General features: G+C 28.9%; 17 protein-coding genes and 1 pseudogene. All 18 read left to right on the top strand.

The features are described from left to right. The first annotated feature begins 17 nt into the window (after positions 1 to 17). Positions 18 to 302 (top strand): helix-turn-helix domain-containing protein, encoded by a 285-nt coding sequence (locus LJY17_RS02015; RefSeq protein WP_264542203.1) that lies wholly within the window; start codon positions 18 to 20, stop codon positions 300 to 302. Between the two features lie 6 nt (positions 303 to 308). Continuing rightward, entirely contained in the window at positions 309 to 1,172 is an 864-nt protein-coding gene (locus tag LJY17_RS02010) for a DNA-methyltransferase (protein ID WP_264542202.1), read from the top strand. Beyond that, the gene (locus tag LJY17_RS02005; protein WP_264542201.1) at positions 1,165 to 2,232 is read left to right on the top strand and encodes a DNA cytosine methyltransferase; all 1,068 of its coding nucleotides are present in this window, start codon (positions 1,165 to 1,167) and stop codon (positions 2,230 to 2,232) included. Before LJY17_RS02010 ends, LJY17_RS02005 begins: the two co-directional genes overlap by 8 nt. Further along, positions 2,222 to 4,063, top strand: a complete 1,842-nt coding sequence (locus LJY17_RS02000; RefSeq protein ID WP_264542200.1) for an McrB family protein — start codon at positions 2,222 to 2,224, stop codon at positions 4,061 to 4,063. The genes LJY17_RS02005 and LJY17_RS02000 overlap by 11 nt, the downstream gene beginning before the upstream one ends. Positions 4,064 to 4,080: 17 nt before the next feature. Beyond that, entirely contained in the window at positions 4,081 to 5,760 is a 1,680-nt protein-coding gene (locus tag LJY17_RS01995) for a hypothetical protein (protein WP_264542199.1), read from the top strand. Between the two features lie 16 nt (positions 5,761 to 5,776). After that, complete coding sequence (locus tag LJY17_RS01990) at positions 5,777 to 7,849, top strand: Piwi domain-containing protein (protein WP_264542198.1); 2,073 nt, start codon at positions 5,777 to 5,779, stop codon at positions 7,847 to 7,849. 13 nt (positions 7,850 to 7,862) lie between these two features. Further along, positions 7,863 to 10,313, top strand: coding sequence for a hypothetical protein (locus tag LJY17_RS01985; protein ID WP_264542197.1), 2,451 nt, complete (start codon positions 7,863 to 7,865; stop codon positions 10,311 to 10,313). Beyond that, positions 10,303 to 13,911, top strand: coding sequence for a helicase-related protein (locus LJY17_RS01980; RefSeq protein WP_264542196.1), 3,609 nt, complete (start codon positions 10,303 to 10,305; stop codon positions 13,909 to 13,911). The genes LJY17_RS01985 and LJY17_RS01980 overlap by 11 nt, the downstream gene beginning before the upstream one ends. Beyond that, positions 13,912 to 15,846, top strand: a complete 1,935-nt coding sequence (drmB, locus tag LJY17_RS01975; RefSeq protein ID WP_264542195.1) for a DUF1998 domain-containing protein — start codon at positions 13,912 to 13,914, stop codon at positions 15,844 to 15,846. Between the two features lie 916 nt (positions 15,847 to 16,762). After that, the gene (locus LJY17_RS01970) at positions 16,763 to 17,179 is read left to right on the top strand and encodes a DUF6943 family protein (RefSeq protein ID WP_264542194.1); all 417 of its coding nucleotides are present in this window, start codon (positions 16,763 to 16,765) and stop codon (positions 17,177 to 17,179) included. Between the two features lie 271 nt (positions 17,180 to 17,450). Further along, entirely contained in the window at positions 17,451 to 18,095 is a 645-nt protein-coding gene (locus LJY17_RS01965) for a DUF6266 family protein (RefSeq protein ID WP_264542193.1), read from the top strand. A 396-nt stretch (positions 18,096 to 18,491) separates the two neighbouring features. Continuing rightward, on the top strand, positions 18,492 to 19,271 hold the full coding sequence (locus LJY17_RS01960; RefSeq protein WP_264542192.1) for a DUF6602 domain-containing protein: 780 nt from the start codon (positions 18,492 to 18,494) through the stop codon (positions 19,269 to 19,271). Positions 19,272 to 20,130: 859 nt separating this feature from the next. Next, positions 20,131 to 20,556, top strand: coding sequence for a hypothetical protein (locus LJY17_RS01955; RefSeq protein WP_264542191.1), 426 nt, complete (start codon positions 20,131 to 20,133; stop codon positions 20,554 to 20,556). 140 nt (positions 20,557 to 20,696) lie between these two features. Further along, positions 20,697 to 21,149: a GNAT family N-acetyltransferase gene (locus tag LJY17_RS01950; protein WP_264542190.1), complete on the top strand. Its 453-nt coding sequence runs from the start codon at positions 20,697 to 20,699 to the stop codon at positions 21,147 to 21,149. Between the two features lie 238 nt (positions 21,150 to 21,387). Continuing rightward, positions 21,388 to 22,893 (top strand): aldehyde dehydrogenase family protein, encoded by a 1,506-nt coding sequence (locus tag LJY17_RS01945; RefSeq protein ID WP_264542189.1) that lies wholly within the window; start codon positions 21,388 to 21,390, stop codon positions 22,891 to 22,893. Positions 22,894 to 22,900: 7 nt separating this feature from the next. Further along, positions 22,901 to 23,272 carry a DUF779 domain-containing protein gene (locus LJY17_RS01940; protein ID WP_264542188.1) on the top strand — a complete coding sequence of 124 codons (372 nt, stop codon included), beginning with the start codon at positions 22,901 to 22,903 and terminating at the stop codon, positions 23,270 to 23,272. Positions 23,273 to 23,385: 113 nt separating this feature from the next. After that, positions 23,386 to 24,321, top strand: a complete 936-nt coding sequence (locus LJY17_RS01935; protein ID WP_264542187.1) for an AraC family transcriptional regulator — start codon at positions 23,386 to 23,388, stop codon at positions 24,319 to 24,321. A 10-nt stretch (positions 24,322 to 24,331) separates the two neighbouring features. Continuing rightward, a pseudogene (locus tag LJY17_RS01930) lies at positions 24,332 to 24,594 on the top strand (hypothetical protein); the annotation flags it as partial. Positions 24,595 to 24,632 lie beyond the last annotated feature (38 nt).

Genomic DNA, 24,632 nt, shown 5'->3' with positions numbered 1-24,632 from the left:
AAGTCATTTATAGTAATATGAAGTTCGGAGAACACATAAAGCAATTACGAGAACAAAACCATCTATTGCAAAGACAATTAGCTAATGCTTTAGACATGGATACCGCTATGCTCAGCAAAATTGAAAGAGGTGAAAGAAGAGCTAAAAGAGAGCATATTCCAATTCTAGCATCAGTTTTAAAAACAAATGAAAAAGATTTATGTACAATTTGGATGGCAGACCAGGTATATAATTTAATCAAAGAAGAGAATAATGCTTCTGAAATTTTAAAAGTTGCAAATGAAAATTTTAAATCAAATTAGAAATAAATGGTATATATAGAGAATTTAGAGAGAGAAATATTTCTAGTAGAAGAACCATATGTTGATTTATTCAACTATATGGATGAGAATAATTTAGAAAAGGATTTTATTATTTCCTCAAAAAAAACAAATGTTAGCTTTGAAGCAATTACAAATAATAGTTTGCTAGGAAATGGTAATTGTAATGATCTAATGGCATTTATCGGTAGTAATAGTGTTGATTTAATTCTAACAGACCCTCCTTATAACTTAGGTGAATTTATGCACAATCGTAATACGAACTTAGTTAAAATGAGAGAAAATCAATTTGCCTACGCTGGTTGGGATAATTTATCTCAAAAAGATTGGGAAAAAGAAATGAGAGAATTTTTCAAAGAAAGTAGTAGAATACTTAAAAAAAGTGGCTCATTATTAATGTTTATGTCTTTGATTAAACTAGAAACCATAATAAAAATAGCATCAGAATATAAGTTTTACTATAAAACAACTGGGATTTGGCACAAAACTAATCCTATGCCTAGAAACATGAATATTCATTTTGTTAATTCAACTGAAGCATGGGTTTATTTTATATATAATGATACTTCAGGCACATTCAATAATGATGGTATTATGCACCATGACTTTATTGAAACATCATTAACAACAGCTAAAGAAAAAAAATTCGGTAAACATCCTACTCAGAAACCTTTAAAGTTAATGTCACATTTTGTAAAGTTGCTTTCAAACGAAAATGATGTTATTCTAGACCCTTTTATGGGTAGTGGAACAACAGGTGTAGCTTCATTGAAACATAAAAGAAAGTTTATTGGCATTGAATTATCCGAAGAATATTTTGAAATTTCAAAAAATAGAATTTTAAATGAGTAGTTTAAGAATTATTGATTTATTTGCTGGAGTTGGTGGTCTGTCACAAGGTTTTATTTCAAATGGTTTTGAAGTAGAGTTCGCAATTGAATATGATAAAGAAATTGCAGAATCATACAGATTAAACCATCCCAACACTGATGTATATGCAGAGGATATTGCTAAAATTGATTTTAATGTTTTAAAAGAAAAACACGGAAGTGTTGATGTTATTGTTGGTGGTCCACCTTGTCAGGGATTTTCTCAAAAAGGCAAAAGACTAAGTATAAAAGATGAAAGAAATTATTTATTTCAAAAATTTATTGAAGCAGTAGATATTTTTAAACCAAATTATTTTGTTTTGGAAAATGTGCCTAATATATTGACGACTGCAAATGGTTTTTTTAAAAATGAAATTGTTCAGGGATTTGAGGAGATTGGATACAAAGTAAATGCAAAAACTTTAAATGCATCAGACTATGGTGTTCCACAAAATCGAAGAAGAGCATTTTTTATTGGTACATTAAAATCAAAGATTATTGATTTTCCTGAACCTAACAAAAATAAAGTTACAGTAAAAGAAGCTATTTATGATTTGCCTTTTATTGAATCTGGTGAGGGTGAAAAAGTTACTGAGTATCGTGAAATTAAATATATATCAAATTATCAAAAACTACTACGAAACAAATCAAAAATTGTTCATAATCATATAGCAACAAAACATTCAAAACTTGCAATTGAAAGACTAAAATTAATTCCAGTTGGTAAAGGTAAAGAGGTGTTACCTGAAGAACATCGTACAAAATCTATATTTAGTGGTACTTGGTCAAGACTAAAAGAGGATGGTATTGCTGCAACTATTACAACAAGATTTGACACTCCTTCATCGGGATTGTTCACACACCCAATATTAAATAGATGTTTAACTGTAAGAGAAGCAGCGAGAATTCAGTCATTTTCTGATAATTTTATTTTTTATGGTTCCAAAACTTGTCAAATGAAACAAGTGGGGAATGCAGTTCCTCCATTATTAGCATCAGCAGTAGCAAAACAAATTTTAAATGATATAAACAATGAAAGTTAATCCAAAAAATATTGTAAACCGTGAAGAATTAAATTTAAGATTAGGAATTAAATGTTCTTTACCTGATATAAATAAATTATTAGCTGTATTTTATTCTATTTATGCAGCAACTAAAAAAAGTGAAATTGTTTTTTGTGTTGAATACTCAAACAGCAATAATAAAATTGCTATAAAATTGAAGGAAGAATATGAATCCCTTATATTTAATTTTTTTGATTCACAAATTAATTCTGAAGGTATTGATAAAAATGTTTTTTTAGACTATTTTAATAACTCTCCATTATTTACTCAACATATTGAATCATTACAAGTAGCATTACAATTATATTGGAAACTAGGCGAAATAATTTTTGAAGATAAAAATAAAGCCAACACTATTGAGAGAACTGGCGGTAATAGATATTCAAAGAAAATATTTTTCTCAACTAATGTTGATTTAATAGAATTAACATTTAGTAACGAGGAAAATATACTATCAGAAAGATTTAAAAATTACTTGTTTAATGTTATCATAAATAAAGGTTCGACTGATGATTCAGTAAATAACAAATTATCAAAATTACTTTCAACTTTTTCAGAAGAAACCACATACAAAATAAGAGTTTCTGGGACAGAAATTATGTTTCAACAAATTGGTATTTACGAAGAAATAATATTAGGAAATACTGTAGAAAGTAATGATTCAATTGAACAAGTTGGTCCGTTACGAATTCTAAAGAGTTCTCTCAGCGACAATTTAAATTATTACATTGAAGACACTAGAAATGAAGGATTTAAACTTCATTCAAATATAGAAATTGAGGAATTAAAAGAATATTCTTCAAGAGTAAATACAAAACTTAATTTGTCACCAAAATCAACAAACATTGAAATAATTGTTCCTGAAAATGTTAATACAATTAATGAAACTGATTTACCAAAATCCAAAAACATAATTTATTACGGTGCTCCAGGAACTGGTAAATCAAATAAGATTAAAGATATAGTTAAAGGTAAAGAACAATTCACAGAAAGAGTTACTTTTCATCCTGATTATGATTATAATTCATTTGTGGGAGGATATAAACCTACTTCTAAAAATGGAGAAATTAAATATGAATTTGTTCCTCAAATTTTCACAAATATCTATGTTAAAGCATGGAATGATATTGAAAAAAATAATTACTACTTAGTAATTGAGGAAATAAATAGAGGTAATTGTGCTGAAATATTTGGTGATATTTTTCAATTATTAGATAGAAATCCCGAATACTCAATTTCTCCAAGCGATGAACTTATTGACCATTTAAAAAAGGAATTAAAAGGTGATGGATTAAAAGGCATTGAAGGTGACAAAATGAGGTTACCTGACAATTTAATTATCTATGCATCGATGAATACCTCAGACCAATCTTTATTTCCAATGGATAGTGCATTCAAAAGAAGATGGGACTGGGAATACATACCTATCACTTATAAAAATGGAAACAATCAAAACGATGATAACTTATCGTTTAAATTTATAGTAGAAATTGACGATACAACAACTTTCGAATGGATAGAATTTATTGAAAAAATAAATTTGAATCACATTATGGATAATGAGTCACTAGGCATGGATAAATGTTTGGGTAATTATTTCATAATGCCTGATTTAGCAAACAATCACATTTCTTTAAAATCATTTGTAAATAAAGTTATTTTCTATTTATGGAATGATGTTTTTAAAGATGAGAATAGCACACTTTTTAAAGGCTTAGCTTATGAAAAGTTTTTTCCTGTAGATGACAAAGGTAAAGAAGCAGTTCTAAAAATTCTAAACACATTAGATGTTACTATAAATAAAAAATAATAAATAAACTTAAGGGAATGAAAATCCTAATAGAGAACGAAATATATCCAATCGATTTACTTCAAGAAGTATTTGATGATCCAAAGTTTTATAAACAAAACGGTTTGGATGGAACAATTACGTCTGTAGGGTATTACCATTCATTTGAGAAAAATAGTTTAGTTTTCATGCTGCCAAAAGTCTTTATGAAGGATAAAGAAAAAACAGTATTTGGTTGCGAAAAAAGTGAATTAGTTGATTTAATAAAAAATGAATCCATAAAGCATAAAACACAATACAATTGGGTTCGTCAATTATCAGTACATTTTTATAACAGTTTAACGGAGTTTAAAAAGAGATACACCGACACTTCTATAATTCATAATACCGAGACGTTTGAGCTAAACACAAATTTAGGAGATAAAGAATATTCTTTTTTGGACCTATTATTAAGCTTTGTAAACTTCTATAAAAAGAACAAACAACAAATATTATTCAAACACATAGAGTTTGTCTCAAATCAAGCGAAAAAGCCAAAATGGGAGAAAACTATTAGGAAGTCATTACCTATTTTAGCAAATGGTAAAACACCTATTTATGTTGAAATTACAAATAAAAAGAAAATAATAAATACAGAAGAAGAGTTACTAACTTATTTCTTTTCAATCCTAAATCGTCTCAGTACAGAGCATAACTTAAACCTAAAAATTGATAAATCATTCAATCTTATAAAAGGGCAGTCATTTGATAGATTATGTTTAAATGGAAGTGCTAAACTTAGAAAAATAAAACATAGATACTTTAACGACACTTTAAAGAAAATGTATGTTTTATGTGAAATGTATTTCTCTCAATTTGACAAAAGTAGTATTAAACGAAAAAGAGAAGATTTTTTAGCAATCAGCAATTACAATTTAGTATTTGAGGATATGGTAGATAAATTATTTTCAGACGAATTAAACACACTTGAAGTTGATGGCATTACCATAGACAAGTTAAAAAACAATGATGATGGTAAAATCATTGACCACATTTACGATTATAAATCATTAATAGATACAAGCAATATTTTCTATATTGGTGATTCTAAATACTACAAATCAGACAGTTCAGCAGGAAAAGTATCAAAGTATAAACAATTTACTTATGCTAAAAATGTAATTCAATTCAATATTGATTTATTAAATAAAAAAGGGCAAAATCATTTAGGTAGTTTAAGATATAGAGATAAAACAACAGAAGGATATAACATATCACCCAACTTCTTTATTTATGGTTATATAGACGACATTGAAAACTATGACATACATTCAATAAAGAAAAAGGGTAAACCAATACCTTCCTGCCATTTTGAAGACAGATTATTTGATAGAGATACATTATTTGTACATCAATATAAAATCAATTTTTTATACGTTTTAAAGGCATATACAAACTTCAACGAATTTGAAATACAATCATTTCGTAAAGAAATTAAAGACACCTTTAGAAATCATTTTTTAGATTTTTTCAATGATAAAGAAGATTGTGGTTTTGAATTTTATGAATCCCTTTTAAAAACAGAAGATTACGAAACATTTGTTGAGAAAAACTTTAAAAAACTAAACGGAAAATGCTTTTGCACAATAGACAATAGGTTACTCCTTGCAAAGCACAATGATGATAATGAATTAGACGAAATCCTAAAACACTTTAAAAAGATTGAAAAACTAGAATAATTTAAAACAGCACAATATGAGCCAACAATTGTATTTCAACCTACTAACTTTTGACTGGCCACAAAAGCCAATAACACTTTACTTTAGTTTAGAACAAATTAAAGGAAGTGTTTTGGTATACAAATCAAACCACCCAAACAACATAACAGAAATTTTCCCAAATCTAGGAAATGAGGGTATTGAGAAAATCTACACCACTTTCGATAAAAATGTCGAAGGCACTACCCCGTTAGAAATTGATTTCAATGATAAGAATGTTTTTTTCTATAAAGATTTTCTAAACTACAAATTATACCATTATTTTAAATCCATATCAGGTGTAGTAGTTACCCGTAACTTCATCAAAGAACCTCAAGTTTGGGTTATTAATAAAACGGAAGAAAAGAAAGACTTTTGGGTATTCAATAAGTTTTCATTAAAAATACAATTCAGTAAAGTTTCAAAATTTCCTGAGTTAGTTATAGCCTATGACGACACTTCAAAAATGAGTAAAAAATCAGTTTTAGAAGTATTAGAAGATGTCCCAGCAACATACATAAAAAAGATTATCAATGACAAATCTGTACTAAATTATCAAAAAATTGATGCAGAACTAAAAACAAGTATAGACCTCGAAAAATCGTGGCCTATCCTCAATCGTGAGTTAGCTTCAAAACTAAATATCGATGTAGAAGTAGAAAGAACAAAAAACAGATACATACGCTACAATACAGCTATTGATGAGTTTGTTCAAACCTACTTAAACAATGCAGATTTTAAAACCCTTATTCCCTTACATTCCTTAAACTACTTACCTGTTGAGGAAACAAGAATATTATATGTAGACAGAAGTTGCAATGACCTTGTATTCAAAGGTGGTGAAATTGGTTTTACTCCAAAACTAGACTTTCCAACAAAAGGTGCTTTGGTAACTTCACCAAAACCAAACATTACGATTTTTTACATATTTCACGAAAGTCACGCTGATGTGTGTTTAGAATTGCATAATCATTTACAAAAAGGGACAGGAACATACTACAAAGGTTTATACAAATTTGCTAATATAGAATCCCACACTGAAAAAACATTAGCAATAAAATACAAAGATGAAAATAATCCATTACCTGAGATTATAGAAAAATTAAACAATAGTAATTTCAATTACGAAAACACTTATGTAGCATTTTACATTAGTCCTATTGCAAAGTTTGACGAAGATAAAGCACGCAAAAAAGTATATTACAGAGTAAAAGAAGAATTACTCAAAAGAAGAATTATTTCTCAAGTAATTGATTTTGAAAAACTAAAATCAAAAATCAACAACTATCAATTCGAATTAAACAACATATCATTAGCCTTGTTAGCTAAATTAGAGGGGAAACCTTGGCAGCTTTCCACAAGTTCAAACAGAGATTTAATTATAGGTGTTGGAGCTTTTAAAAATGTAGACGAAAACACTAACTACGTGGCAAGTGCTTTTAGTTTCAACAATAGTGGTTCATTTAAAAAGTTCGAATACTTTACCAAAAGTGATACAAATCTGTTAGCAGGTTCAATTTGCGATGCAATACATCAATATGCAAACCTTGAAGAGAACCCAACCAAAGTAGTAATTCACTTTTACAAAGAAATGAGCGACAAAGAGTTAAAACCCATCATTCAAAAAATGAACAGGCTAAATCTCGATTGTCCTTTATACATCATCAACATTAACAAAACCAATTCAGAAGACTTAATTGCTTTTGATAATAATTGGTACAATCGTTTAATGCCAAAAAGTGGTACCATAATAAACATTGGAAAAAAAGAATACCTACTTTTCAACAATACAAGATACAACGATTCCGAAAAACATTCAGAACAAGAAGGCTATCCATTCCCAATAAAACTAAAAATTTCATCACCCAATAACGAAGAAGATTTAGACAATTTCGAAATCAAAAAACTAATTGAGCAAGTATATCAATTCAGTAGATTATATTGGAAATCATTAAGACAACAAAACGTACCCATAACCATCAAATACCCAGAAATGGTAGCCGAAATAGCACCTCACTTCGAAAGCGGAAACATTCCGCCACACGGTAAAGAGATATTATGGTTTTTGTAAAAATATTTTAATTATGGGTACAGCAATAGACAATTACATTCAGAAAGTAACAGAAGAAGTAAAATCACACATACAAAATGATTTTAACCTAAATAATATAGCCTTTAAAAACTTTTCAAGTTTTGATTATATTAATTTCTACTTGATTTATAAATATATTTTAAATGAAGAAAAGGATGATTTTTTTATAAGCATACCTGAAGATGAATATAGACCAAATTTTTTTGCTTCTATTTTCCATTCAGTTGTATTAATTAAGTTATTTCAAAATTATTTCTATCATAATAATCATAAACCAATACTTCAAACTAACGATTTAGTATATGGTAAAATTGGTAAAGAAAATCGAATTTTAATTGTTAAAGGTGTCGGTCCAGATACTTTAAGAATACATTTAAGATTCCCTAAAAAAAATGAAAATGGGGCAGTTAATACATTAATACCTTTTAAAAATCAGACTAAAATCAACCCTAATTTAACTAATGGTAGAAATACTGTAAAATATATTAATGCTTATAAAGAATTTTTAAATGAAAATTTTGGGGTTAATTTTCCATTCATTACCGATTTTTCTAAAAGAACATTAGTTATAGCAGATACAAAATTTTTTAAAGAAAATGACTCGTTACCCGTAAACTACACAAATAAAAAAGGTAAAAACAAAAATGAACTTCCATTTTTTAATTATCTAATTGAGTGTTGCAACGATTTTAAAACTGCTAAAAATTATCTATTCGACAAAGATTATTCCTTTGATGAAGTTGTAATAATTGGAGATACAAAGTATAGGGATTGTTTCACAGAACTATTGCAAGAATCTAAATGGAAAGGAAAAGCTAAAAATATAATCATTATTGGAACAAACGAACCTTCAAACGAATATCCTTTTAAAAAATGGTTATGGTCAAATCAAGAAATTAGACTTTCTAACAATGAGAATTTAAAAATAATAAGTAAAGAAGTTGTAAAATTTGAGGATCTCTATAATGAGTTAAATAATTTTTCAACTTTAATAGAAAAATACAAAACTGAAAAAAATATTAATCTTTCATTCGTATTTAGATATTTAAACTTTTTTTATAAGATAATCGTTGTTGATTCTAATATTTCAAAAGGAATGTATCAAGAATACGCTGACAGGCTTTTACATTATTTTTCTAGTGATAATTTTGATGAAGAACTAAAAAATAATTTCTATAAAAATGATATATATAATCCTACCGAAATAAATGAATGTAAAGAAAGTATCATTCAGCATTTTAAATCAATATCTAATACTCTACAAGAAAGAAATCCAAAATGGGAAACAATAGTTCGTAAAAGTCGGGAATTACAAAAATTCTATTTATTAGTTGAGAAGAAAAGTTATGACATAATAAAAAACCAATTACAAAAGTTTCGTATCAATAATGTGGTATTAGTAAGTGATAAGAGAATTGACAATAAAATTCTTTATTGGGAAAAATGTTTTAATGATGAGTTTAATTCAGAAGATAAAACATTTATAATTCCTTATTTAAACAATTATGATACTTTAAATAGATTATATGAATTGAAAGGAAAAACTATTATTTTATGCTATGAAAACATTGATGAAATTGTGTTTGACAAGCTTATTAAAAATAAATTAGCTAACGAAAATTCAAGAATTAGTCATAAGGATAGAAATAGTTTTATTAAAACAAGATTTACTCTTAAAGAAGAATATTTAAAACCAAACCCACTAGATAGTCTTTTTGATTTAGAAGATAATTTTCGTGATAAATCAAACACAACAAATGAAGAATTAGAATTACCTAAAGATAAAATTCTTTATGAAATAGTCTTTACCGATGGTTCTATTGAAAAATTTGAATCAACAAAAGGTATTTTCTTAATTGAAAATAGTGTACAAATTAAAACAACAATTGGGGAAATTTACGAAGGTGCTAAAATCAGGTTTTATCAAAACAATAACCCAGAAGTATTTAAAAAAATCCTCAAAATATTTGATTCAGAGGGTTTATTAAAATCATTTGATAGTTATTCTCAAAGCTGGAAAACAACTTTAATAAAGTTATTATCTAAATACCGAAGTATAGAAGATTTACATTCAAAGTTGTTTGACAACTCAAATAGAATCAATCTCGTAACATTTAAAAATTACTTTGATAAAAATTCAAGTACAAGATTTCCTAGAATTAAGGTTTTAAATGCTATTAAAAATCATTGTATAAGCACTGGTTTAGATAATGAATTAATTGTTACCGATTATGATAAATTTATTATTTTTTCAAAAAAAGATCATTCAATTAGACAACAAGCTGGTAGATTACTCGGTAGTGATTTATTAGATTATGTTGCTTCTGATAAAACTGAAAAAAGTGATGCTCTTACAAAGCTTAACGATGAAATAATAGAAAAACTAATCGAAACAATAGTCGAGAAAGTTATAAAACAAAAAAAGATTTCTAATGAAGAATAAGTATATAGAAGAACCTAGATTAATATTTAGAGATACAATTCAAAAGAACTTGATTGGACCAGGTTCTGATATTTTAATTAGTGATGCTGAGAATGAAATCATATCCGACTATCCATTAAGCAGATACTTTTCAGGTATTGTATTTCCAGAAAAAATTGTTGACCCAATTCAAGATAGTTTTGGTTTAGAAAATGAATGTAATGCAAATGCAGAAACAATAAATAATGATAATTCAATCACAAATGATTTAGTCGATAATAATGATTCTATTTTAGTTGAAGATGATAACTCAGAAAAGAAAGCTAAAATAAATACTGATAGTGAATATTCCGAAGCTAATCAATATTTTCCAACAAATTTTGGCTTAACTTTTTGTGTTCCTAATGAACAAAAGGAAATTACAGTAGAGTTTATTTATGCTAAATACAAACAATTAAAACCTCTTGAAGGCAAAGTAGAAATCTCTCAAGAAGATTTTGAAAAATTTTACAATCATCCATTTAATCCAATTAAACAACACTTAATTTTTGAAAATGGCTTTCTAATGTTTAATAAAGAAACTTTTGGCAAAAGCGGATTAAATGTTAGAAACTATAAAAAAACTTTTCAAGAACATGAACAACAAAGAGAATTAATTGATTCTGTTGGATATAAAAAAGTCGAATTACTGTTAGGGAGACTTTGGAAACGTTTACCCTGTGAACAAAAAATAATCAAAATCAATCTTGAAGAAAATAATTCAAATGAAGCTACTCCAATACCGTTAGAAATAGAAGAAGAAACAAAAGATACAATCACTTGTTTTTTTAAAAAGGTTTTAGAAACAAATCACGGCAAGTTTATAAAAATTTTACTTGCTAATAGATTACAACATTCAAAAAAGAAATTTTCATTTAGTAATGAGAGATTAAATTCAAAAGCAATGTTTCAAGCACAAATAAAAGTGAATGGAACAACTTTCTTACCCTATAAACAATTTACCGAAAACAATCCTTTTGATGAAGAATTAAATACAATAAACTTCCAATATAGAGAAGAATTTTCATTTGCTATTGGACATGGATGTGCGGTAAAATGGAATGACGATAGACAACCTACAGAACTAAATACAACATTCTTGCCAGAAGTAGACATTAAGAGTTATAGCAATGAATTTAAAGAAGATTTTCCAGAAGATTTAAAATCAATTACAGAATTAAGAAAATTATCTATTTGGTCAGATCTAAATAATGATGAAATTATAGATAAACTCTTTTTATTTGTTAATGAATATCAAAAATGGATTGATAAACAAATTAGCATTAAAACAGCTGATAGTTTTCAAAATATAAAAACTAATATAATTGGAAAACAATCTGAAACTTTCAAAAGACTAATAAAGAATATTAAATTTTTAAAAGAAAACGAAGAAGCATTCAAATCATTTAAGCTAGCAAACACTGCAATGTATATTCAAATGTTTGTTTCAAATGAAAAACAGTTTGGTAAAAAAAATATAGAACTAACAGAAATAGATGAAAATATAAATTATAATAATCTTGATTATTTTAGGGAAAATTCCACTTTCAATCCAAAATATAGACCTTTCCAATTAGCTTTTTTTCTTTTAAATCTAGAATCATTAATTAATACTGATTCTGTAGACAGAAATAATATAGTTGATTTGTTGTGGTTCCCTACTGGTGGTGGAAAAACCGAAGCTTACTTGGCATTAACAGCTTTTACCATCATTAGCAGAAGAATTTTAAATGAAGATAATGCAGATGGCGTTGCAGTAATTATGCGTTATACACTAAGACTTTTAACCGCTCAACAGTTCGAACGTGCTACAAAACTTATCCTGTCATTAGATTTTTTAAGAAAGCAATTTAAAAATAAAGATGAATATTATTTTGGAGACACTCCTATTTCAATAGGTATGTGGGTTGGTGCTTCATCAACACCCAACTCATTTAAAGATGCAAAAAAAATATTTGATGACATTTCGCAAAATTTAGTTCGTGCAAACACTAGTAAAAATTACGATTTTCAAAAAGCAAATAAATTCCCAATTGAAAATTGTTCGTGGTGTGGTTGCAAAATAATATCAAAAAACAAATTTAATTTTTTTGAACAAGGTTATCATGCAACTACAAATTCATTTAAAATAAAATGTATAAATAACACTTGTACATTCAGTAATGAATTGCCAATATATTTTGTAGATGATAAAATCTATGATACACCACCAACTTTACTTTTCGCTACAGTAGATAAATTTGCTATGATTTCACACAGAGAAGAAGCACATAAGTTATTTAATTCTATTGATAAAGATAAGTTACCACCTGATTTAATTATTCAAGATGAGTTGCACTTGCTTAGTGGTCCACTAGGTTCTATAACTGGTATTTACGAATCTATTGTCGAGTTACTATCTACAAAAGGAAATAGAAAACCAAAGATTATTGCTTCAACAGCTACAACAAGAAATACGGCTCATCAAATTGAAATGTTGTATGGGAATAGAAAGTTAAATATATTCCCACCAATGGGATTAAGCTATAACGACAACTTTTTCTCGTTTGTATCAAATGATAGTAAAAGAAAGCACATAGGTTTCATGCCAACAGGTAAAACAGGTCTAAATTCACAAATTCAAATACTAGGTAATCTTTTCATAGCTCGCATTGAATTATTCAAATATTTAATTGAAAATGAAAATTTATCCCATGAAGAATGCATAAATAAAATGAACTACTTCTGGACAATTGTTTCATTCTATAATAGTTTAAGAGACGTTGGTAAAATATACAATAAAGTTCCAGCTGAAATACTTTCCTTGATAAAATTACTTCACAGCAGATATAATATTAGTAGAGATAAATATGCTTTTAATTGGATTGGTTTACCATCAAGAACAAAAGAACTAACAAGTAGAATTGAGAGTAATTCGATTAAAAAATTGTTAGATGAACTAGAACAATCTTTTAGTTTGAATAGATATGAAGGCAGGGATTATGTTCAAAAAACAGTCGATTTAGTATTAGCTTCTAATATGTTTTCTGTTGGTATTGATATAAAAAGATTGAATGTAATGTTAATGAATGGGCAATCTAAAAATGTAGCGGAGTATATCCAAGCATCCAGTAGAGTTGGTCGTGAGGATATGGGTATAGTGATAAATCTATTAGATGCAAACCGTTCAAGAGATAAATCATATTTCGAGAACTATGTTAGCTTCCACAATGCTTATTACAAATATGTGGAACCATTAAGTGTAACACCATTTACTGAAATTGCAGTAGATAAAGTTATGGCAAGTCTTTTAGTTGCTTATGTTAGGCATAAAAAAGGGTTATACAAAAACAATCAAGCAAATGATTTCAATGGAAATATTGATGAGTTAAAAACATTTTTATCTGAAAGAATCAAAAACATAAAGCAACGTGATTATGCAATTAATAAACTTGATGAATATGTAAAAAAATGGACTACTAAAGAAGATGGTTTAACTTACGAACTGTTAATTAAAAAAATCGCATATATGGATGAATGGAGCTTAATGATGTCGATGAGAGAAATAGATACGAATAGTATAATAAAATTAGCAAATTAAATGGGTAAATACGAACAAATACAAACTAGAAAAACCATAAGTGCTTATGGTGGTGTTGGCTCAATTATTGAAACTAGAGACGGTTCAATAATAATAAAACCATTTGATGAATGGCCTTTTTTTATTAGTATTGATGGTAACTTTCAAGACCATAATAATATTGAAGATGTTAGATTTAAAAATCGTTTAAGTAAATATTTTATCAATCTTGAACGATTGGTAAAAATTCCTGTAAATGATTTAAAAAATGGTTTTCAATTGCAAAACGGCGAACAAAATACTATTGGAGCGTCTTATTTTCCAGAATGGTTCTATTGTAGTAGTTGCAATAAATTTGATAAAATTACAGAATGGAAATACAATTGGTTGAATAATGTAGATCTAAATCATAAAGAAAATTTCTTTCCTCCAAAATGTTATAAATGTTACGCAAAAAATAGAAATAGTAAACGAAAATTCTTTGACTTAGAACAAGTACGTTTTATTTTAACTGCTCCAAATGGAGATATTGCCGATATTCCTTGGGATAAATGGTCAATGTTAAAAAGAGAAAAAAGAGAAAAATCTAACAATGAAAATAAAGATATTGATACAAATGAAGAGACTATTTCTTTATCTAATGTAGATGTACCAAGCGATTTATTATTAGAATATCGTACCTCAGACAAATTAGATGATTTAAGTGGTATTAATATTATTGCAAAAAATAAAGAGGGTGAAACATTAAATTTTACAACATTATCAGGTTTGTTTAATTTAAGAATTAAAAATCAAGAATTAATTCCAAATGCTGAAATTAAAGACATACTCTTTAAACCTGTTATTCGTTCTAGTAATAGTGTATACTATCCCAATATTTTATCCAGTATTTATATTCCAGCAAAAGACGAGTTAAATAAAACATTAATAGATTATATTAAGGAATCGCATAATGATGGTGATGAACCTTCAAGAATTGTAAAAGATTTAAAAAGAAATAAAAATGTATCAATTTCTGAGGATACAATAAAAAGATTAATTGATAATGATTTTATTGAAAGAGATGTAGAAATATCAAAGAGTGAAAATGAGTACCGTTTTGATGAGTTTAAATACATTACAAGTAAAGGAAATGACGAAATAAAAGACTTATTGATTTTTGACAAAGTAGATTCAAATTATTTTCAAAATGACTTAATAAAATCCATTTTCAGAATGGATAAAATAAAATTTACATCTGTTCAAACATCTTACACAAGACAAGAACCTATCTCAATTGATACAGCATTAAAAGAAGAAGATATTGAAAGTAACAAAGTTGATGCAATAAGAAAAAAATACACCTCAAATAAAGGATTAACAACAAAATATTTACCTGCCATTGAAAGTTTTGGTGAGGGTATATTTTTTGAATTTGACAATGATAATTTGGATAATTGGTTAAATTCAAACCAATTAATTAAAACAAGAGTTGAACCAATTTTAAACAACTATCATAATTTTGATTCTGCTTTTAACAAAGATATAGAAGTAAACCCTAAACTAATACTCATACATACTTTTTCACATTTGATAATAAAAGAATTAGAATATTTATGTGGTTATCCTTCAACATCAATTCAAGAACGAATTTACGTTAGTGAAACTCCTAATATGAATGGTGTTTTAATTTATACTATTGCAGGTTCAGAAGGGAGTTATGGTGGCTTAACTTCATTATGTGATGATGATAAGATTGGTAAACTAATTCAATCTGCAATTATGAGAGCAAAAGATTGTGCCACAGATCCAATTTGTTATCACACAACTGGTCAAGGAGTTGGTAATCTAAATTTGTCAGCTTGTTTTAGTTGTTCTTTATTACCCGAAACATCATGTGAGCTATTCAATAGTTTTTTAGATAGAAGACTATTAATTGATGAAGTATTTGGTTATTTTAGGAATTATTTAAAATAGGTTAGCCCTAAGGGCAGTCGTATTTGCATCCCACCCAGCCCAACGCTCCCCAACGCTCAAGTGGTTTCTCCCACCGCTCTCAGCACTTGTTTTTCCCTATGTGCAGTACTTTTCCTTGTCTGTTTTATTCTCCCAACCCCATCGCACAAAAAACAGCCAGATAAAAGCACTGCACTCCCAACCCAAAAACAAGAGCTGAAACCCAACACTAAAACCACTCCCAAGCTATATTTACATAATGATGGCAACATTATAGTTCAAAAAAAAGAGATAATATTGGAAAAACGTTATTTTTTTGAACTATAATTTCATTATGTAAAATAGCCGCACTCCAACGCTCCCACCCGAAATAGGAACAGTATTTTCATTGTTTTTTGAAGGTGCAATACAATTCCATAACAACACTTCAGCAAGCATTGAAAACCCTAATTTCAATCAACACTCTTGCACCCTCAAAAATCAAAACCAAGAAAGAGTAACAAATTTTTGTGCTGGATATAAAGCAGTTTTATTTGATTTTTCAATGGTTTTTATATCCATCCCATAAAATTTGTTACCCTTTCACAACTACCCAATTCAAAAAGAAAATCCCACCAAAAAACAACTCCCGATTAAGTCAAGGAAACAAAACAAAAAAAATAAAAAAAAGAATGCAAAGGTAAGTTTCGGGTTTACAGAAAAGCAAGTTCAAGCCTACGGTTTTTAAAAAAATCTCCACCCAAAAATTTCCAATCCACTTCCCGATTAAACAACGAAAACCCTATTCCAGTTCAACCATATGGGTAGTATTTTTTTAAAAAAACTTGCTTTTTTGAAACCCTTCACTAGAACAGATGGCTTTCTTTTTTTTCCTTTTTTCTTTTGAAAAATTTTATGGCGAAGCATGAAATGCGAGCATAACTTTAAATCCGATATTATGACTTATCACAACGTATTTACACACCAAAAAGACAGAGTTTACAGCCAACCCCACTTCTTCGTTTTAAGCAAAGGAAATAATAGCGGAAAACCTCTAAAAGAACCTTGCCCGAACTGCTTCGTAATACTGGTAAAAACCGAAGAAGAAGCCGAAAACCTCTATTGGATAGCATTAAGCTTATGGAAATCAAAATTCTGGTATCAACACTTAGTCGGTTCAGTTATTCCGTTTCTTCGATTACAGGAGTTTAAAAGCAATTTCAGAAATAAAGTGTTACATATCTACAAGGAACACAAAAAACACACTGAAAATGTCGAAAAACTCAAAAAACTAGAAAGTCTATCAACTATCTACAGCAAAAATTTAGACACCATAGAAAGATTAAAAGCTGCAATACTTCATTATTACCTCTAATCCCAGCCCGATTTTTTCGGGCTTTTTCTTTAAAATTCACATTGAAAGTTTGTCATATATGACACTAAAAAAATGTCCCTGCATTATTTTGCACTTTGTCATAAATAACTTGTCATAACTCATACAAAGCAACAGAACGCAAACGACTGCAAAGCCTTATTTTACAAGAGTTTAGCACAATTATTGCCCTATATTTACACAAATGGTACAGCTCTTGGACAAAGCCGTATCAAGTCCAAACAAATTTTTAATTCTTAAATTTTTAATCCAAATGGGAAAAATTAATCAAGGTATTCTAGGAGGAGTATCAGGTAAAGTAGGTAATGTTATTGGTGGTAACTGGAAAGGGATTGACTACATCAGAGTTAAACCTTCAAATGTTGCAAATCCGAGAACAGCAGGTCAAGTAATGCAAAGAACAAAATTTACTGTGACTTTAGAGTTTTTACAAGCGATTAAGCCTTTTGTTAAAGCAGGTTACAGAAACCTTGCAAACAAAAAGACTGAGTTTAATGCTGCAATGTCTTACATCTTAAACAATGCAATTACAGGAGTAGATCCTGATTACATTGTAGATTACACATTAGCACTTTTGAGTAGAGGTGGTTTATCAATGCCTTTAAACCCTTCAGCTGATGCTTCAACTTCTGGAGAGGTTACATTCACTTGGGGAGACAACTCGGCTGAGAGTAATGCAAATGCTACTGATAAAGTAATGTTGTTAGTTTACAACCCAGCTAAAAAAGAATCTGTTTCAATTGTTGGGGATGGGAACACTCGTGTTGATGGTTCTTACAACGTAGCTATTCCAACTACCTATGCAGGAGACACTTTAGAGCTTTTTATAGCGTTTATGTCGGCTGATGGAACACAACTATCAAACAGCATGTATTTAGGCTCTCAAATCGCAGGATAAGTTTAAATTACTTAGAATTAAGTCGCTCATAGTAGCGACTTTTTTTATATATTTACATGCTGACAAATAAATCAACTTTCCTTTATTTACTTGTTTTTAAGTCTTTATTTATAAGAATTTGATGCTTATTTGTTGCCCAAACCTTGTAAAGCATTATAAATACTACTAACTTCAAATATTGTATCGGGAAGTAAAACCTGAAATTTATAAAACATAACATTAAACCACACAAAAAGGACAATGTATTTTCTGTGTGGTTTTTCTTATATTAGCTGTAAATAAAAGGAACTCGATATATTGCAAAATATGCTATTGCGTATATTTAAGAGTTAGCGGTCATGCATGCCAAACGAGAAGAATTGGCGGCTAAAAATTCAGAAATTGTAGTAATAAATTATGGCAGAAATATTTTATGATAGATTGAGAGATTATTTTTTAAAAGTAGCTCAAGCATTAGAAGCCGAGGCAAAAATAGCTTCCATTTATCCAAACTCATCCGATATTGGATTACATAGAGAATTAACCTTTGCTAACTTTTTAAGACGACATTCTCCATCAAAAAGCAATGTTTTTTTAGGAGGCTACTTATTCGGAGAAGATGGCTCAGAATCAAAACAGTTAGATGTAATTATATCTACCGATACATCTCCAAGATTTGACTATCTTAAGAAAGATGAAAATGGAAAAACGTTTGTGCCAGTAGATGGATGTTTAGGAGTTGCTTCAATTAAATCTAAATTGGATAAAAAAGAACTTATTGATTCATTAAAAAATATTGCTTCAATTCCAGACAAACAAAATCTTACTAACAATATACATCCTGATTTTTATTTGGACAACTACGAAGATTGGCCATACAAAATAATTTATGCATCCGATGGTCTACAAATAAAAACAATTATAAAACATATTGACGATTTTTATTCAAATAATCCAACACCATTAAACAAAAGACCAAATATAATTCATGTTATAGGTAAATATGTTATTTTCAGAGACATGGATATAACAATTGACGGACAAAAAGCTAAAAAAGGACAATATGTTGCGCTTGATTCAAATCCTGATTTAGTAGCATTTCAATGTATTTTAAATGAATTACAACAAAATGCTGCAGCATCAAACTACATTAAATTTAATTACAATACCATATATGACCAACTATCAAAAAGTTAAAAACATATAAATAAATTGCACGAACCGCTAACAAGGGTTTTATGCCCCTGCAGGCGCGAGCGTCACGCTCGTGAACATAAAGCTGTAACCCGTTCCAAACTCATTACACAAAATGAAATTCTTAAAAAATCCTAAGCAACTTATTCTAATTGACATTTTAGGTGCTTCAGTAACAACTGTCTTGTTGTTCATAGTCGTTAAGAATTTTAACCAATTTTTTGGAGTAGATATTTATGAAATAAATACTTTGGCAATCATTGCATTATCAATTTGTTGTTTTGGTGTTGTATGTTGGTTTACAAATAAAAAATTTTCGAAGCCACTTTTATATACCCTCGCTATATTTAATTTACTTTATTGCTTGATTACTATTATAATTCTTAATTCAAGCACTAACCTAACTATTTATGGAGTTTTATACTTTACTATTGAAGTAGTAATAATTATATCCTTAGCTTTTTTGAGATAAAAACAGCACAACGATTAAACTAATCGAATTTGACAATGTGACAAAAACTATAGTGAAGTTAATAAACGAGAGCAAAGATTGAAATTGCAACAACAAAGTTTGTCATTCTACAGGTCTTGACAGAAACATTATGACATTATATAAAAAACTGAATAACAATTAATCCGAAAATAATCGGGCAACAGCTAACAAGGGTTTGGCGAAATGGCGGATTGAAGTTATGACTTTAACAATTGTACTTCTTTCGCCGCATAAGCCGATTTTATTTTCTTTTTCATAAATTGGCAAATAGAAATTGGCTTATACTAGTGTGGTGCAAAACTGAACTCTTGTGCCTTCTTTTCCGCTACTATCGCCAAGCCACGGGACGTTGTACCAAATTTTACAGAAATGAATCCAGAAACAGAAATAGACTTAATAAAATGGATGGAAGACAATTGTTATAATTTCAATAGTTATAGCATTAACGGTAATTTCATCTATGAAGGTTATGGGATCGAAAAAAATGGGAATCTATATTCTTGGTACTATACTGAACGTGGACAAAGAGAAAACTTAAAATATTTTCCAACGGAAAAAGAAGCGGTTAATTTTGCTTTTGAACAGATTAAAACTGACCTAACTGCAAAAAGTCATTGCATTGCGATACTGAAAAGTGATAGTGAGTTGAATCGTTTAACATCCGAATTGGATAAACGCGAAGTCAAATATTCAATTGATAAAATTCCATATGGAGGACTGAATGATATGAGAAGTAGAATTTTTGTAATTGGTTGCGATATTAGAAAAGTTGAAGATTTAAAACAAAAAAACTAGATACAACAGCCGTTTCTCGCAATAGCTGGTTTTTATTTTTACGTGTTCACGAAAAACGTTTATCTTAATTAGAAAATAATCCGTCCGCTTGCATCGTAACAGTCGCAAAGCCACGGAACGCTAGCGATAATTGTAAAAAAATGACGGAAATAAAAAAATCAACAATAGAAGACAACGAAATTTTGACTGAAATTACTAAGAAGTCAAAAGCTTATTGGGGATATTCTGACGAGCAAATGGAAAATTGGTCTGAATTACTGACAATAACGAAAAGCTATATTGAAACAAATAATGTTTACAAACTATTAGTTGACAATTTAACTATTGGATACTATTCATACATCTATTTGAATGAAAAAGAAGTAAAACTCGACAACTTATTTGTTTTGCCAAATTATATTGGACGCGGACTTGGAAAACTTCTTATGAATGATTTTCTGAATAGAATTAAAAACACTGAAATAGAAAAAATAATATTAGATTCTGAGCCAAACGCAGAAAAATTTTACGATTATTTTGGGTTTATTAAAGTTGGACAAATTGAAACAACAATTAAGGACAGATATTTGCCAATTATGGAACTAAAAATATGACAGAAATAAAACAACTACCACTAACTATCGCTTAACAAGACTTCAAATTATGTGATAAACTCAACTCTAGATTTCTAACCTAGAAGTAAATCCTAAATAATATCTAATCTATTTTTCGTTTCAATATAATTATTGAGACTAAAATCGTATTGATTAATTTGTGCTATTTCTTGAATAAATTATGCTATACTTTATTGTTTTATGTTTTTATTTTTGATAAAAAAAACACGATAAAATTATGGATAATTTAATTTCAAAACCCAATTTTAAAGAAAAATACGATAATTTCGTTAACGGAGAGTTCAAGAATCCCTCCTCTGGAAAATATTTTGATGTATTTTCTCCAATAGACGGAAAAGTATTTACAAAAGCTGCACATTCAAATGTACAAGACATCGAATTAGCAGTAAATGCGGCGAGTGAAGCCTTCAAAACTTGGAGTAAAGTATCTGTCACAGAGAGAAGCAATATGCTCATAAAAATTGCACAAGTAATGGAGGATAATTTAGAATATCTTGCAGCTGTCGAAACTGTCGATAATGGTAAAGCCGTAAGAGAAACTTTAGCAGCAGATATACCACTAGCAATTGACCATTTTAGATATTTTGCTGGTGTAATAAGAGCAGAAGAAGGCTCAATAAACGAATTAGATAATGACACCGTATCATTAATTGTTCACGAACCAATAGGAGTTGTTGCACAAATAATTCCTTGGAATTTTCCTCTGCTAATGGCAGTTTGGAAATTGGCACCTGCTCTTGCTGCAGGGAACTGTGTAGTATTAAAACCTGCTGAGAATACTCCTATTTCAATCATGGTACTAATGGAATTAATTGGTTCAATTATTCCTCCAGGTGTTGTAAATGTAGTAAATGGATTTGGTTCAGAGTTAGGAAGACCATTGGTAACAAATCCTAAGGTTGCAAAAGCTGCTTTTACAGGTTCTACAGCAACTGGTAGATTAGTAATGCAATATGCTACCGAAAACATTGTACCAGTAACACTTGAACTTGGCGGAAAATCTCCAAACATTTTCTTCCCCTCTGTTATGGATGCAGATGATGAATTTTTAGATAAAGCTATTGAAGGTGCTGTATTATATTGTCTTAACCAAGGAGAGGTTTGTACATGTCCATCTCGCCTACTAATTCATGAATCAATTTACGATAGTTTTATAAGCCGAGTATTAGAACGAATAAAACAAGTAAAAACAGGTAATCCGCTTGATCCAACTGTAATGATGGGAGCTCAGGCTTCAAAAGTTCAAAAAGACAAAATCTTAACTTACATCAAATTAGGTAAAGAAGAAGGTGCCGAATTGCTAATAGGTGGTGATGAAAACAAATTTGGTGGGGATTTAGATAACGGTTATTATATTCAGCCAACTGTTTTTAAAGGAGATAATAAAATGAGAGTCTTTCAAGAAGAAATCTTTGGACCTGTATTAGCCGTTACCACTTTTAAAACCAATGAAGAAGCAATAGAAATTGCAAATGATACTCTTTATGGTTTAGGAGCTGGGGTCTGGACTCGTGATGCTCACGAATTATATCAAATACCTAGAGCTATTCATGCAGGAAGGGTTTGGACTAACTGTTATCATGCTTATCCAGCTGGAGCTCCATTTGGGGGTTATAAACAATCTGGTATTGGTAGAGAAAATCACAAAATGATGTTGGCACATTACCGTCAAACAAAAAACATTTTAATCTCATATAACAAAAATAAATTAGGATTTTTCTAATAGATGTATGGAACGTATTGAAGCTACCCCTAATGCCCTCCAAATTATTGAAATATTGGAAAAAAATCATGGCCCTTTAATGTTTTATCAAGCAGGTGGTTGTTGTGAAGGAACTCAACCTCAATGTTTTGAAAAAGATGGATTTTACCTAAGATACAATGATGTTTGTATCGGACAAATCAAAGGTTATAATTTTTGGGTAGATAAAGATTTATTTGAGTATTGGAAAAATGCTCATTTCATTCTTGATGTTATGGACGGCATTGGGGCTGGTGGCTTTTCTTTAGAAACTCCATACGGGAAAACTTTTATTATAAGGTATAGACTCTTTACAAATGAAGAACTATTAGAATTAAAACCTGTAACTTATAATCATTAAACAAGTGTTTGATTATTTTAAAATTTAGTTAAAAAATCTTTTGTAATCAAAATTAATAACCAAAATTTGATTTTTCTTTTTACTTTTATTAGAAGATAAAGCCCTTACAATCAATGTATCAATCTAAAACATTACTTTATACTCCTGATTTAACACCAGAAAAGTCTTTAAAAACTTTGGTTGAAAATCGTACCGTTTTCACATTAAACAGTTGTGAATTAAATTTATTCGAAACATATCAAGAGTCTGAATTAGTTCCTTTAAAATTTAATGACCTTGTTGTAACAAGTATGCTTAGAGGAAAAAAAATCATGCATTTGTTTGACGATCCTAGCTTTGATTATGTACCTGGCGATACTGTTATTGTTCCTTCAAACGTTGAAATGAAAATCGATTTCCCTGAAGCATCAAAAAGTAATCCAACTCAATGTATAGCTTTAGCAATCGACAACCATTTAATAAAAGAAACACTAGACTTTTTAAATGAAAAATATCCAAAAGAAGGTAAAAACAATTTATGGAAACTAGATAAAGAAAATTATTTTTTCTACAACAATCTTGAATTAGCTAATGTTATCAACAAGTTGATTAAAGAATGTATGGGAACAAGCATCACTAAAGATGCTATTGCCGATTTAACTTTACAAGAACTTATTATTAGAATTATTCAAACACAAACAACAATACTTTTTAATAATGAAAAATTACCTGACTCAAAAAGCCCAATTTCTTCAAGTATCGAATATATTAGACAAAATATACACGGATCAATAAACTTAAAAGAATTAAGTAAGTATTCTTGTATGAGTCCTACTTCTTTTTATCGATATTTTAAAAGAGAATTAGGAATTAGTCCTATTGAATATATTTTGAACGAAAAAATTAAATATTCTAAGAAATTATTGAGTAATCCAAATATTCAAATTAACGAAGTATCCTATGCCTCAGGTTTTGAAGACTGTAACTATTTTATAAGAATATTTAAAAAATACGAAGGAATAACTCCTAAACAATATCAGTTATTGAATTTTACCAATCATAAACAGTAATTAACTTACGATAAACACAGGTGCTTTACGAAACAACGAAACCATTATCACCAATACCAAACATTACGATTCGTTACTAAAAGCCCTAGAAGAAATTCAGAAAATGCAATGGAGTATCCAACAAAATCTATCGTATGACCTTATGACGATAGATATTCGTCAGGCGCTATATTATTTTGTGAGATTACTGGTGAAGTCACAAATGACGAATTGTTAGGGAATATTTTTGTATCGGGAAGTAACAACATAAAATCGAATAACCTTTTATATTAAACCACACAAAAAGTACAATGTATTTTCTGTGTGGTTTT

It is taken from the genome of Flavobacterium hankyongi, assembly GCF_036840915.1.
GTDB lineage: Bacteria > Bacteroidota > Bacteroidia > Flavobacteriales > Flavobacteriaceae > Flavobacterium > Flavobacterium hankyongi.
This window is presented reverse-complemented; position numbering and strand designations above follow the sequence as displayed.